The following is a 13,454-nucleotide window of genomic DNA, read 5'->3' on the forward strand; positions in this document are numbered from 1 at the left end:
ATCTATTAAAGTCAATCACCTTTCTAGGAATAAATAAAGACCACCCGCCTAAGATGGCGAAGTGGCCTGAGTTTTTACAATATTGTGAAAAACGGATCAGGTCCTAGCTTGTAAATATCCATTTCTGATTCGAATCAGATGGATTTACAAAATAAATTGACTAAGGTCTCGATCCTGGGCAATATTTCCTAGTTTTTCCTTTACGTATTCCGGAGTGATCACCATTTTCTCGAGCGTCAGCTCTGGAGCTTCAAAGGACAGGTCCTCCAGCAGCTTCTCAAGGATCGTATGCAGCCGTCTGGCTCCAATGTTTTCGGTATTCGTGTTGACCGAAGCCGCAATACGAGCGATTTCATGGATCGCTGCGTCCGAGAACTCAATTTCTAGATTTTCCGTGCGCAGCAGTTCGATGTACTGTTTGGTCAAAGCGTTCTCCGGCTCGGTCAAGATCGATACAAAATCCTCCAGCGATAAGCTGCTCAGCTCAACCCGAATCGGAAAACGCCCTTGCAGCTCGGGGATCAAATCAGATGGCTTAGCAATATGGAAAGCTCCCGCTGCGATAAACAAAATGTAGTCGGTTTTAATCGGTCCGTATTTAGTCATGACCGTTGAGCCTTCCACGATGGGCAGAATATCGCGCTGCACGCCCTCACGGGAAACGTCCGGCCCCGAACCTTGACCTCGACTGGCAACCTTATCGATTTCGTCAATAAAGATGATCCCGGTTTGCTCGGCTCGCGTGACGGCTTCTTGAATCAAATCGTCCTGATCGATCAGCTTGGCTGCTTCCTCCTGCGTCAGTACCTTGCGGGCTTCTTTGACCGTCAGCTTTCTCTTCTTCGTCCGTTTCGGTAGAAGACTGCCGAACATTTCCTGCATGTTCATGCCGAGCTGGTCGTTCCCTTGACCTGCGAACATATCCATCATCGTTGGCGCATTGTCCTCTACTTCGACTTCCACGATATCATTCTCCATTTGGCCGGCCAGCAATTTGAACCGTACTTGACGGCGACGTTCCGTCAGCGTACCATCTTCTTCCGGCTGCTCCTGGTCAGGGGTGCCGTTTCCGTTGCCTCCCCCGAATAACATTTCAAAGGGATTACGCACCCCTTTGGCTTTGCTTTCGGAAGGCACCAGAATGTGAACCAGACGTTCATTCGCAAGCTCTTCGGCCTTGTCCTTCACCTTTTCGGTTCGCTCCAGCTTCACGGTACGGATCGCCGTTTCGATCAGATCGCGCACCATCGACTCGACGTCCCGGCCAACATAACCGACCTCGGTGAACTTCGTCGCTTCCACTTTAATAAATGGGGCACCGACGAGCTTGGCGAGCCGGCGGGCAATTTCCGTTTTCCCCACACCGGTCGGCCCGATCATCAGAATGTTCTTCGGCACGATCTCATCCTGAACCTCTTCCCGGAGAAGACTACGCCGGTACCGGTTACGCAGAGCGACAGCAACCGATTTTTTGGCTTGCTTTTGCCCTACGATGTATTTATCCAATTCAGCCACGATTTGTCTGGGCGTTAAATTTTTATCGGTCATGATTCGTCCCCCCTGAACACGATAGTTTCAACGGAACCTCAAAGCTCCTCAACAATAATGTTATTGTTGGTATAGACACAAATTTCCGAAGCAATCTGTAGGGATTCTCGAGCAATATCTTTGGCTTCAAGACCCTGGCCATGACGTTTGAGCGCCCGTGCAGCCGACAACGCGAAGTTGCCGCCTGACCCGATTGCCAATACATCGTCATCCGGCTCGATAATTTCCCCGCCGCCGGAAATCAGCAGCATACCGGATTTGTCCATCACGATCATCAATGCCTCCAGCTTGCGCAGCACACGATCTTGCCGCCAATCCTTGGCTAGCTCGACAGCAGCTCTCTGCAAGTTGCCTTGGTGCTCCTCCAGCTTGCCTTCGAATTTTTCGAATAACGTGATGGCATCAGCAACCGAGCCGGCAAAACCAGCCACCACTTGCCCGCGGTATAACCGGCGTACTTTCTTCGCCGTCTGCTTCATCACGACGTTCTGCCCAAACGTAACTTGCCCGTCACCGGCGATGGCCCCTTTGCCATTATGTCGTACAGCGCAAATTGTTGTGGCGTGAAAAGTTAGATCCATGAGTGTTTTGGCACTTCCTTTCTTGAATCTCAACCCTCCCCATCCCTCCCTTACCGTAAGGGAGGGCGCCCGAGGGCCTGCTGCCCTCTGGACTCCCGCAAGGGGAAGAACGTGCGATCGTCTGAGGCGCTCCTGAGCCGCTGTCCCCTGCGGGGATGCGCTCTACTTCGTGCACGGAACGCTTTTCCCCCTTCGGGTACGTCTCACTTTGGGTGCTCCCGGGTTACCTGGAACACCTGAAGAACGTGGGATCGACTGAGGCGCTCCTGAGCCGCTGTCCCCTGCGGGGATGCGCTTAACTATGTGCGTGGAACGCTTTCCCTTCGGGATTCGCTTACGTTCTGCTTTATTGGGCTAATTCTATGTGTATGAATATCCTTGCTTTCAGCATAACCCGTTTGCCCCCTAGATTGCAAAAAAACGGTGGATTAACCCAACCGTTCTTCTGCCATAAAGGCTCGCAAGCTATTGAGCGCGCGATGAGCGAGCGCTTCGTTTTTCTCCGCTTTCTTGCGATAGCGGGTGTCCAGCTTCGGAAATAAGCCGAAGTTGGCGTTCATCGGCTGGAAGTGCTCGAAGTCCGCGGTGGTAATATAACGCGCCATGCTGCCTAGCGTCGTATCCTCAGGGAAGACGATCCCTTCCGTATCGGCTGCGGCACGGGCAGCGTTGATCCCGGCGATCAAGCCGGACGCGGCGGACTCGACGTAGCCTTCAACGCCGGTCATCTGTCCGGCGAAGAACAAGGTTGGCCGAGTCTTCAATTGATACGTCGGCATCATCAGCTTCGGCGAGTTGATGAACGTGTTGCGGTGCATCACGCCATAGCGGACGAACTCGGCGTTTTCGAGACCCGGGATCATGGAAAAGACGCGTTTTTGCTCGCCCCATTTCAAGTGGGTCTGGAAGCCAACCAGGTTGTACAATGTACCGGCAGCGTTGTCCTGACGCAGCTGTACGACCGCGTGCGGTAACTTCCCGGTATGCGGGTTCACGAGACCAACCGGCTTCATCGGCCCGAACAACGCGGTTTGCTTGCCGCGGCGCATCATGATTTCAATCGGCATGCAGCCTTCAAAGTATACTTCTTTCTCGAAGTCCTTCAGCTGCGCCACTTCTGCGTTAATCAATGCTTCGTAGAAGGCGTCGAATTCCTCTTCGGTCATCGGGCAATTGAGGTAAGCCGCTTCGCCTTTGTCATACCGTGAAGCTAAGTACACTTTGTTCATATCGATCGATTCCTTCTCCACAATCGGAGCGGCGGCATCGTAGAAGTAAAAATAATCCTCACCGGTCAACTTCCGGATCTGCTCCGATAAAGCAGGAGACGTTAGTGGCCCCGTCGCAATAACGACGATCCCTTCTGTCGGAATCTCCGTGATTTCCTCATTCACCACTTCGATCAGCGGGTGCTCACTGAGCGTGCGAGTGATTTCCCCGGAGAAACCGTCCCGATCAACCGCCAGCGCTCCGCCGGCCGGCACCGCGTTACGGTCCGCAGCACCGAGCACCAGCGAGTTCAGCATCCGCATCTCTTCCTTTAGCACGCCAACCGCGTTCGTCAAACCGTTCGCCCGCAGCGAGTTGCTGCAGACCAGCTCGGCGAATTTATCGGTATGATGCGCCGGGGTTTTGACCACCGGACGCATCTCGTACAAGACCACGGGGATCCCTCGGCTCGCGATCTGCCAAGCCGCTTCACTGCCGGCCAGTCCCGCGCCAATGACCGTTACTTTGTTCGTCATTCTCTAATCCCCCCAAAATCCTTGCTGAGTTTCTAAGTTGTCAATGTCCGCAAGTTCTTGCAAGACTCGTCTTAATCATCCGAACCGTCGTCGTTGTCCTCGATCGCTTCCACGTAATCGCAAGCCGTGCATTGGAGTTTCCCGCCTTGCTTGTTCCGTTTCTCCACAAGCAGTGAACCACACTTCGGACAAGGCTTAGGGGACGGTTTATCCCATGAGACGAAATCGCACTCTGGATAACGGTCACAGCCATAGAAAACCCGTCCTTTTTTGCTTCGGCGTTCGACTACATGGCCCTCCTTACATTTCGGGCAGGTGACGCCGATATCCTTAACGATCGGCTTGGTATTGCGGCAATCCGGAAATCCGGAGCATGCCAGGAACTTCCCGAACCGTCCCAATTTATACACCAACGGTTTCCCGCATTTTTCACAAATTTCATCGGAGACTTCGTCTTCGATTTCGACTTCCTTCATTTCTTCTTCTGCAACGCGAAGTCGCTTCTCGAACGATTCATAAAATTCGCCGAGCACCCGTACCCAATCCTCGGAGCCTTCCTCGACATGGTCAAGGTCCTCCTCCATATGAGCGGTAAACTCAACGTCTAGGATCTCCGGAAAGAATTGTTCTGTCTGCTCAATAAGGAGCTCGCCTAGCTCGGTAGGCATGAATTTCTTCTCTTCGATGGCGACGTAGCCGCGTTTTTGAATCGTCTCCAGTGTTGGAGCATACGTACTTGGGCGTCCGATCCCCAGCTCCTCCAGCGTTTTGACCAAACGTGCCTCGGTGTAACGCGGTGGCGGTTGGGTGAAATGCTGTTTCGGTTCGATCGATTCTTTAACCAACACTTCCCCTTTTTGCAGAGGCGGTAAGAATTTATCATCCTCATTGGCGTTCCCATCATCGTTGCCTTCCACGTACACCTTCATGAATCCAGGAAAACGGATTTTCGAGCCAACGGCACGGAAGGTCGCTTCACCTACAGCAATATCGACCGACATCGTGTCCAGCACGGCAGACGTCATTTGGCTGGCCATAAAACGGTCCCAAATCAATTTATACAACCGGTATTGGTCGCGGCTAGTGAATTCCTTCACCGATTCCGGATCGCGCATCGCCGATGTCGGACGAATCGCTTCGTGAGCATCCTGCGCGCTGGCGGCTTTTTTGGAATATTGACGCGGCGTTTCGGGTGCAAAGGCTTCACCGAATTTACCCAGAATATATTCCTTCGCTTCCTCTTGAGCCGAGGCGGCAATTCGCGTTGAGTCCGTACGCATATAGGTGATCAGACCAACGGTTCCCTCTTTGCCGAGGTCAACCCCTTCATAGAGCTGCTGAGCGACGGACATCGTCTTCGCTGCGCGGAAATTCAACTTACGGGCAGCCTCCTGTTGCAGGGAGCTTGTCGTAAACGGCGCAGCCGGATGGCGGAGGCGTTCTTTCTCCTTCACTTCGGCCACGCTAAACTTAGCTTTCTCAATCGATTTCAGGATTTCCTGAACCTGCTGTTCGCTTTGCAGCTCCAGCTTTTGGCCTTGGAACTGGTGAAACTTCGCTTCGAACGCAGAATCTCCGGTTTTCAGCTTCGCCGTAATGCTCCAGTATTCTTCCGGAACAAATTCGGAGATTTCGTTCTCCCGATCCAAGATGATTTTCAACGCAACCGATTGTACGCGGCCAAACGACATCCCTTTTTTGATCTTCTTCCACAGCAGCGGGCTGACCTTGTAACCAACCAACCGATCCAGAATCCGTCTGGCTTGCTGCGCGTTCACAAGATCCATATTGATCTGGCGTGGGGTCTTGAACGCATCTTTCACCGCTTGCTTCGTAATTTCATTAAATACGACACGGCATGTTTCCGTTTGATCCACGTCCAGAACGTGGGCCAGATGCCAGGCAATCGCTTCGCCTTCGCGATCGGGGTCAGCTGCCAGATAGATTTTTTTTACTTTTTTGCTGGCATCCTTTAATTCTTTTAATACGGAACCCTTCCCACGGATCGTAATATACTTCGGACTGAAGTCGTTCTCTACTTCAACCCCAATTTGACTCTTGGGCAAATCGCGAACATGACCCATTGAGGCTTTCACGATGTATTTGCTGCCTAAGTATTTGCCAATCGTTTTCGCCTTGGCAGGCGATTCTACGATGACGAGTGAATCCGCCACAGGTTCGTCCTCCTCTCAAACAATACGAAACTTCATTCAATTTAATAATCGAGTTCAAAAAGTCAGCTTTTCAGCACCAAGAAGGTTGGATGAATTCAAGATTCGATGTCGAATAATCTTCTTGATTCTACTTCGTGATCAAAGAATGACTTTTTGAACTACCTCTCATATAGTCATATATTGGGGCCATTCTTGGTTAGGAAAGGACTATATTAACTGGTACACAGAGCCGGGGAGTTGAACCGCCGTTTTTTTCATGATTAAAGATAACAGAACTGAATGTAAAAGTCCAAAATCCCACCCGGTCTGCACGAGCAAATCATCGAAACTCGTGATGCCCTGCTCCAACATATGGTATATGCGGTGCTCCTCATCTGTCAACTTGTTTCCTGTTACCGCTTCCTTTTTGAATTCCTTCGCGGAAGGTAATAAGGCCTCGTATTCCTCCCAGATATCCTTGGCTTCGGTGACGATTTTGGCTGCTCCCTGCTTCAGCAGCGACAACGTCCCCCGGCTTTTCGGCGAGGTGACCGGACCCGGGACGGCAAACAAGTCGCGATTGGCCTCCAGCGCCATATCCGCCGTGATCAACGAACCGCTCCGGGCATCGGCTTCCACAACCACGGTACCCCGGCTGATCCCTGCGATGATCCGGTTGCGCTGCGGAAACATCCCGGGATGCCCCGGTGTGCCGATGGGATACTCCGAAACGATGAGCCCTTGCTCGGTAATCCGGCGATACAGCGAGACATGGTCCGGAGGATAAGCGACATCGATGGCGGTACCCAATACGGCTAAGGTCGGCCCGCCGGCTTGCAACGCCGCTTCATGGCAAACCCCGTCAATCCCCCGGGCCATCCCGCTAACGACGGTAATTCCGCGAGTACTAAGCTCCCCTGCCAAATCTGCAGCTACCTTGCGCCCATAGGCAGTTGGCAATCGCGTGCCCACCATCGCCACGGAGAGGCCGTTAAGCAGCCGTACATCTCCAAGGACATACAAAACCCATGGTGGCCGAGCGGTCTCCTTCATTAAAATAGGATACTCCGAATCCAACCTTGTAATCACCTGTATGCCTTTGAGGCAAAGTTGTTCCATTCGAGCATCAATCCAACCTGCGTTGAACTGTTCCGACAGGTGCAGCGCAAGCTCCGGATCCAGCCCCCGTTCCATCCAATCGGCTGCAGTAAACTCTAGGGCATGCTCCCAATCCTTATCGTATTCAACAATTCGCTGAAGCGATTTCCATCCCACCCCGGGGCATTCATGCAAACCTGCCAAAACCCACTTCTTCTCCACTCCCGAATCCCTCCTCTGAAATAAAAAAAAGCAACCTTCCAAGCCGCTTTGGGCTGAGAAGGTTGCTTACCTTTGCGAATGATTATATCAAAAAAAGATCAATGTGTCGTGCATAAATTCAGAATGCCGCGCTCCTCCAGTACGTTCACAAGCGTCGCGCCCATTTCGGACGGAGTAGGCGCAACCTGAATACCGCAGGACTCCAGCTTGGCGATTTTTTCCTTCGCCGTACCTTTCCCCCCGGAAATGATCGCGCCGGCATGGCCCATCCGTTTGCCCGGAGGCGCCGTTACGCCGCCGATGAACCCGACGACAGGTTTCGTCATGTTCTTCTGGATCCACTCCGCCGCTTCCTCTTCGGCCGTACCACCGATCTCCCCAATCATGATCACGGCGTGCGTGTTGTCGTCGTCATTAAACCGGCGCAAAATATCGATGAACTCCGAACCCTTCACGGGGTCCCCGCCGATGCCGACTGCCGAGGATTGGCCGATGCCGCGCGTCGTCAGCTGATGCACCGCTTCATATGTCAACGTGCCGCTGCGCGAAACGACGCCGACATGACCAGGCAAATGGATATACCCCGGCATGATTCCGATCTTGCATTCGCCCGGCGTAATTACGCCCGGACAGTTCGGACCGATCAGAACCGTCTTTTTTCCTTCCATATAACGTTTAACCTTCACCATATCAAGGACCGGAATGCCTTCCGTAATACAAATGACCAGATCCAATTCCGCTTCCACAGCTTCCAGGATCGAATCCGCGGCAAATGCCGGCGGAACATAAATGACGCTGGCGGTAGCGCCAGTCGCTTCCTTGGCTTCGCGAACCGTGTTGAACACCGGCAGGCTGACGGTTTCGCCGCTCTCTAAGGCGATGTCTACCTTCGTGCCGCCCTTGCCCGGCGACGTTCCCCCGACCATTTGCGTGCCGTAGTCGAGTGCCCCCTTGGCATGGAACAACGCGGTTTTCCCGGTGATCCCCTGGGTGATGACCTTCGTATTCTTATCGACCAAAATACTCATATTTCGAGCCTCCCCTTATGGATAGGTGATTGCGTTCTAAATGCGTCCGTTAGGATACGAGCGCTACGATTTTCTGGGCACCATCCGCCATCGAATCTGCGGAAACGATCGCAAGTCCCGATTCGACCAAAATCCGCTTGCCCAAATCAACGTTCGTCCCCTCCAGGCGCACGACGAGCGGGCGGTCCAAACCAACCTGCTTCGCCGCTTCCACGATGCCCGAAGCAATGACGTCGCATTTCATGATACCGCCGAAAATGTTGACAAAAATGCCCTTCACCTTGGCGTCCGACAGGATGATTTTGAACGCTTCCGTTACCTTCTCCGCCGTAGCGCCGCCCCCAACGTCCAGGAAGTTAGCCGGGTCACCGCCGTAGTATTTGATGATGTCCATCGTTGCCATCGCGAGACCCGCCCCATTGACCATACAGCCGATATTGCCATCCAGCGCGATATAGCTGAGGTCAAATTTCGAGGCTTCGATTTCCTTCTCATCTTCTTCCTCCAGGTCGCGCAAAGCCAAAATATCCTTATGGCGGAACAGCGCGTTGGAATCGAAATTGAGCTTCGCGTCGAGTGCCATCACATTTCCGTCCCCCGTGACAACCAGCGGATTGATCTCCGCAATGGAGCAATCTTTGTCCACAAATGCTTCATATAAAGCCAGCATAAATTGCGAGGCCTTGCCAACCAATTCGTTTGGAATGTGAATCGCATAAGCCAACCGTCGCGCCTGAAACGGCGTCAAGCCGATAGCCGGGTCGATCGCCTCTTTGAAAATTTTTTCCGGAGTCGCGGCCGCAACCTCTTCGATTTCCGTGCCGCCTTCCTCGGACGCCATCATCGTCACTTGACCCGTTCCTCGGTCCACGACAACGCCGACGTAATACTCCTTCTTAATATCACAGCCTTGTTCGATCAAGAGGCGCTTCACTTCTTTGCCCTCCGGCCCCGTCTGATGGGTCACCAGTACCTTACCGAGGATATCCTGAGCATAAGATCTGACCTCATCCAAATTCTTCGCCACTTTTACACCGCCGGCTTTCCCGCGGCCTCCGGCATGGATTTGCGCCTTGACCACGACAACCGGGGTCCCCAGCGCTACCGCCGCTTCCACAGCTTCCTCGACCGTAAACGCCACTCGTCCTTCAGGAACGGCCACGCCGTACTGCTTCAGGACTTCTTTTCCTTGATATTCATGGATATTCATGCGTAAAAATCCTCCTATCAACAGGCGGTATTTAGAGGGTCCAAAAACCAGCGGCTTGTGGTCCCCCTTCTCAAATTACATCAGCTGAAACCCAGAATATTGTACCACTATTTTGAAACGCTTACCTTAAAAAGTTCATGATTTATACACAACTTTTTTATATCGTTTTCATCTCACTTTGAGATGAATAAGTGACGCAGAAAGGTAGAACAGCCGAATTTTCGTTAACCGCTTTCAAAGCTTCGAAGAGTTGGATTCAAAGGGCGAATTTTCAATGAGGCAATCTGCGAACAAATCGTATTGCGCGCGCACACATCTCACCATGAGATGAATTTCGATAAAATTCGGCAATGCCGATACGTGCCGCGTTTGTGAGGTATACGCTTGCCTTTTTACTATTAACAAGAGACATCATGATATTTAGCAAGGCCGTCCATAAATAAGAGCGTTCCGGAGGGGAACAGAGATAGAACTTACCTCTATCGCGCCGCCTCTTTGGCTTTGAAAAGCTTGACAATCGTAACGGTTCGTCCTAGAATACGTGTAACTTCATTAAATGGGATAATAAGGAAGCACCTTTTTCCAATCTGGCCTTGCCCAAGCAAGGATTCGAATCGACATGGAAAGAGGTGTTTTTGTTATGTACGGAAAATTGTACAGCGCTTGCTTATACGGTATTGATGGGGTGATGATCGAGGTCGAGGTCGACTTGTCCAACGGAATCCCGCAAACCAGCATCGTTGGTTTGCCGGACTCCGCGGTTCGTGAAGCGATCGACCGGGTAAGGGCGGCGATCAAAAATTGCGGGTATCGCTTTCCGCTTCAACGCGTCACGATCAATTTGGCGCCAGCCGATCTGCGCAAGGAAGGATCCGCTTTCGATTTGGCCATCGCCCTCGCGTTATTGGCAGCCAGCGATCAGGTGAAACTACCGCCGGAGGAGCGACTGCTCATTATCGGCGAGCTGTCGCTCGACGGCACGTTGCGGCCGGTCCCCGGCGTCTTGTCCATGGTCGATCGAGCGCGGCGCGACGGCTATACCGCCGTCCTGCTGCCGCAGGACAATGCCGCGGAAGCGTTGCTGCTGGGAGGGATTCGAGTCTACGGTCTTAGCCATCTATCGGAGCTGGCTCCCCCCTCACTCGAAGACCAGCTTCAGACAGCCAGCGCTCTGCATCCTTTGCGTTCTATCCGGGAGCTGGATAAGCAGGAGGAGCAGGCTCCGCTCGTCCTGCAATCGTTGAATCACCTTGAGCAAAAAACCGAAGCCATCGCTACCTCGGTCGATCTTCCCCCATTGCTAGACTATAGCGATGTCTTGGGGCAACGGCAAATCAAACGAGCGCTGACGATTGCTGCCGCCGGTTTCCATAATATCGTGCTGATCGGCCCGCCAGGCACGGGCAAAACGATGCTAGTGCAAAGGCTTCCCTCCATCCTGCCGCCCTTGACGTCGGAAGAATCGCTGGAGGTTACGAAAATATATAGCTCCGCCGGCAAGCTCGGCGACTCCAGTCAAGGTCTGATCCTGCGCCGACCCTTCCGCTCGCCGCACCATACCATCTCGGCCGGAGGCTTGATCGGAGGCGGCGGAATTCCTAAGCCGGGCGAAGTCAGTCTCGCCCACCACGGCGTATTGTTTCTAGACGAGTTGCCGGAGTTTTCCAGAAACGTGCTGGAGGTGCTGCGTCAGCCGCTGGAGGATCGCATCGTCACGATCAGTCGTTCCCGGGCGTCGTTCACGTTCCCTGCTCATTTTCTGTTGGCCGGTTCGTTAAATCCGTGTCCTTGTGGATACCAGGGTGCGGAGCCTCCGCTGCCGCAGTGCACCTGTACCCCTTGGCGCATTGCACAATACCGCGAAAAAATATCCGGCCCGCTATTGGACCGGATCGATATGCAGGTAGAGGTCCCCCGTCCTCAGCGTTGGCAGGAGGACTCCCAGCCGCTCGGCTCTGGAGCGATGCGGGAACAGGTGATGGCGGCCGAACGGATCCAGCAGGAACGTTATCACGGAAGCCCAATCACCCGGAACAGCCAGTTGTACGGCAGCCTGCTGCGTCGATTCGCTCCGCTGAACCCCGATGCCGCCAAGCTGCTGCAGGTTTCCTTCGATATGCTGGGCCTTAGCATGCGGGCTTATGATCGAATCATCAAGCTATCGAGAACCATTGCCGATCTCGCTTGGGAGACCCACATCCGGGCCGAACATGTGGCGGAAGCCATCCAATACCGTCAATTGGATCGTCGGCAAGAGATTGCGGGGTGAGCCGGTTTCATTTCTTCGGAATCACAGGTAAGGGAACAAGGAGTACTCTGCCCTATCCCGGCACTTTGCATGATTATCCCGTTGGATCATGTAATTAAGCATACTAGGGCTCCTTATTATCCATCTGAACGAAAGGGATAATCGTGCACTACAAATCGGGAACGCCAAACGTGAACCCACTTTAAAAAGCTGCTTCGATATGTTCCAGCGTGATGTCATTATTCTTGTCGAACGTTACAGCCACCACATCAAAGCGAATGTTTGCATCCGATTGCCCCGTACGATGAAGATAAACAACGGCCGTGTCACGAACCTGCTTGATTTTCCGGGCGGTGATCGATTCGGCCGGTGTGCCGAAAGCCGCAGCCTGTTGGCTGCGGCTCCGTACTTCTACGATGATAAGCGTATTCCCTCTGCGGGCGATAATGTCAATCTCCCCCGTGCGGCAGCGCCAATTTCGCTCTACCACGGTAAACCCGTGCGACAGCAGGTGCTCACAGGCGGCCTGTTCCGCTTTGCGGCCGCGGTCTTTTCGACCGTCTGTTCTTCGCTCATTTACATCGAGGTTACTCAAAGAACAACCCTCTTTCCGCCATTTTATCGGATCGATAAATAAAGGTTAGAATTTCGGCCACCAGGTCAAATAATTCGGAGGGGATTTGCTGATCCAGATCCAGCTTGGACAGTACCTCAACCAAGGCGGCATCCTCCTGGATTGGAATCCCGTGCTCTAAAGCCGCGTCCAGAATCTGATCGGCGATCAAGCCCTTGCCTTTGGCTACGACGACCGGAGCTTCGCCTTGGCCGGGATCATATTTAAGCGCGACCGCTTTTTTGAAAGCCAATTCGGAAGCATGCGGGTTCTCCTTCATACGCGGTAATCCACCCCTTTATATACGCTCGGCGCATAAGACATAGGCAGACTGAAATCCGCCTCGACCCCCTCCGCGCTCGTTGGCTGAATCAAAGGTTCGGCTTTCAGCGACAATAGCCGGTACCCCGCCCCCTCTAACGCCAGGCTTACCTCCGCTTGACGAGATTCAAGAAAAGCGCCTGTCGCTTCCTTTTCACTATAAATTTTGAGCAGCACCTTCTTGTCGGCGACCTGCACATCCACCATGATCTGGCCTAGCGCTTTCATCTGTAAATCGAACCACAGCCGGCAATTGTCCGGATCCAGCTCGCCTTTGCGCCCGCGCCGCGACTCGATGTGTACCGCGGCGGTTTGTCGACCGTCCGGTCCGACAAAGGGCAGGAACATCGTGACCTGTGCAAACGGCGCGGTCCGGTCCGTGTTCAGCAGCAGTTGCTGTCCGGTCAGCTGCTGGACGAGCTGGCGTGCCGCCTCCTGAAGCGGCGCGGGCAGATCGTCTGAGGCCATCACCTGCAGGAGAAGGCCTTTCAGCGTCTCGTGCGCGGCCGTGCCCGTTGCCGATGTGCCAACGCTGCCGCCGTTGTTGCGGGCGGCTGCGGCTACGGCTTCATCGGCGATGCCTGACGGCTGCGCTGGGGATTGGCCCGCGCGCGCTTCCGCCGGCGCGGCCGGGTCTTTTCCGGGCGGGGTCAGCCCCTCGCCCGGGGTTGCGCCGCCCGCCGCTGC

10 protein-coding genes and 1 pseudogene are annotated in these 13,454 nt (G+C 53.7%); 1 reads left to right on the forward strand and 10 read right to left on the reverse strand.

Going from position 1 to position 13,454, the window contains the following annotated elements; all coding sequences use genetic code 11:
• Positions 1-144: 144 nt before the first annotated feature.
• From hslU to sucC, 7 genes are all read right to left on the reverse strand, one after another.
• Complete coding sequence (hslU, locus tag IM700_RS22125; RefSeq protein ID WP_193415205.1) at positions 145-1,548, reverse strand: ATP-dependent protease ATPase subunit HslU; 1,404 nt, start codon at positions 1,546-1,548, stop codon at positions 145-147.
• A 38-nt stretch (positions 1,549-1,586) separates the two neighbouring features.
• Positions 1,587-2,129: an ATP-dependent protease subunit HslV gene (hslV, locus tag IM700_RS22130; protein WP_155607411.1), complete on the reverse strand. Its 543-nt coding sequence runs from the start codon at positions 2,127-2,129 to the stop codon at positions 1,587-1,589.
• 428 nt (positions 2,130-2,557) lie between these two features.
• Entirely contained in the window at positions 2,558-3,874 is a 1,317-nt protein-coding gene (gene trmFO / locus IM700_RS22135; protein WP_193415204.1) for a methylenetetrahydrofolate--tRNA-(uracil(54)-C(5))-methyltransferase (FADH(2)-oxidizing) TrmFO, read from the reverse strand.
• A gap of 71 nt (positions 3,875-3,945) precedes the next feature.
• Positions 3,946-6,048 (reverse strand): type I DNA topoisomerase, encoded by a 2,103-nt coding sequence (topA, locus tag IM700_RS22140; RefSeq protein ID WP_193415203.1) that lies wholly within the window; start codon positions 6,046-6,048, stop codon positions 3,946-3,948.
• A 207-nt stretch (positions 6,049-6,255) separates the two neighbouring features.
• Complete coding sequence (gene dprA / locus IM700_RS22145) at positions 6,256-7,347, reverse strand: DNA-processing protein DprA (protein ID WP_193415202.1); 1,092 nt, start codon at positions 7,345-7,347, stop codon at positions 6,256-6,258.
• 98 nt (positions 7,348-7,445) lie between these two features.
• Positions 7,446-8,375, reverse strand: a complete 930-nt coding sequence (gene sucD, locus IM700_RS22150) for a succinate--CoA ligase subunit alpha (protein ID WP_193415201.1) — start codon at positions 8,373-8,375, stop codon at positions 7,446-7,448.
• A gap of 49 nt (positions 8,376-8,424) precedes the next feature.
• Entirely contained in the window at positions 8,425-9,585 is a 1,161-nt protein-coding gene (gene sucC / locus IM700_RS22155; RefSeq protein WP_193415200.1) for an ADP-forming succinate--CoA ligase subunit beta, read from the reverse strand.
• 640 nt (positions 9,586-10,225) lie between these two features.
• Between sucC and IM700_RS22160 the strand changes: the two genes are divergently transcribed.
• Complete coding sequence (locus IM700_RS22160) at positions 10,226-11,854, forward strand: YifB family Mg chelatase-like AAA ATPase (protein WP_193415199.1); 1,629 nt, start codon at positions 10,226-10,228, stop codon at positions 11,852-11,854.
• 181 nt (positions 11,855-12,035) lie between these two features.
• Here the strand turns inward: IM700_RS22160 and IM700_RS22165 are convergent, their stop codons facing one another.
• From IM700_RS22165 to IM700_RS22175, 3 genes and pseudogenes are all read right to left on the reverse strand, one after another.
• Positions 12,036-12,428, reverse strand: coding sequence for a YraN family protein (locus tag IM700_RS22165; RefSeq protein WP_193415198.1), 393 nt, complete (start codon positions 12,426-12,428; stop codon positions 12,036-12,038).
• Entirely contained in the window at positions 12,421-12,726 is a 306-nt protein-coding gene (locus tag IM700_RS22170; RefSeq protein WP_193415197.1) for an EscU/YscU/HrcU family type III secretion system export apparatus switch protein, read from the reverse strand. The genes IM700_RS22165 and IM700_RS22170 overlap by 8 nt, the downstream gene beginning before the upstream one ends.
• A pseudogene (locus IM700_RS22175) lies at positions 12,723-13,454 on the reverse strand (flagellar hook-length control protein FliK); the annotation flags it as partial. The pseudogene IM700_RS22175 and the gene IM700_RS22170, both read right to left, overlap by 4 nt.

This window comes from Paenibacillus rhizolycopersici, from assembly GCF_014947195.2.
Lineage (GTDB): Bacteria > Bacillota > Bacilli > Paenibacillales > Paenibacillaceae > Fontibacillus > Fontibacillus rhizolycopersici.

Excerpts from the sequence above, each read along its gene's own strand:
- sucC (WP_193415200.1), bottom strand. The coding sequence starts at position 9,585 with ATGAATATCCATGAATATCAAGGAAAAGAAGTCCTGAAGCAGTACGGC.
- IM700_RS22170 (WP_193415197.1), bottom strand. The coding sequence starts at position 12,726 with ATGAAGGAGAACCCGCATGCTTCCGAATTGGCTTTCAAAAAAGCGGTC.
- trmFO (WP_193415204.1), bottom strand. The coding sequence starts at position 3,874 with ATGACGAACAAAGTAACGGTCATTGGCGCGGGACTGGCCGGCAGTGAA.
- IM700_RS22160 (WP_193415199.1), top strand. The coding sequence starts at position 10,226 with ATGTACGGAAAATTGTACAGCGCTTGCTTATACGGTATTGATGGGGTG.
- hslU (WP_193415205.1), bottom strand. The coding sequence starts at position 1,548 with ATGACCGATAAAAATTTAACGCCCAGACAAATCGTGGCTGAATTGGAT.
- hslV (WP_155607411.1), bottom strand. The coding sequence starts at position 2,129 with ATGGATCTAACTTTTCACGCCACAACAATTTGCGCTGTACGACATAAT.
- sucD (WP_193415201.1), bottom strand. The coding sequence starts at position 8,375 with ATGAGTATTTTGGTCGATAAGAATACGAAGGTCATCACCCAGGGGATC.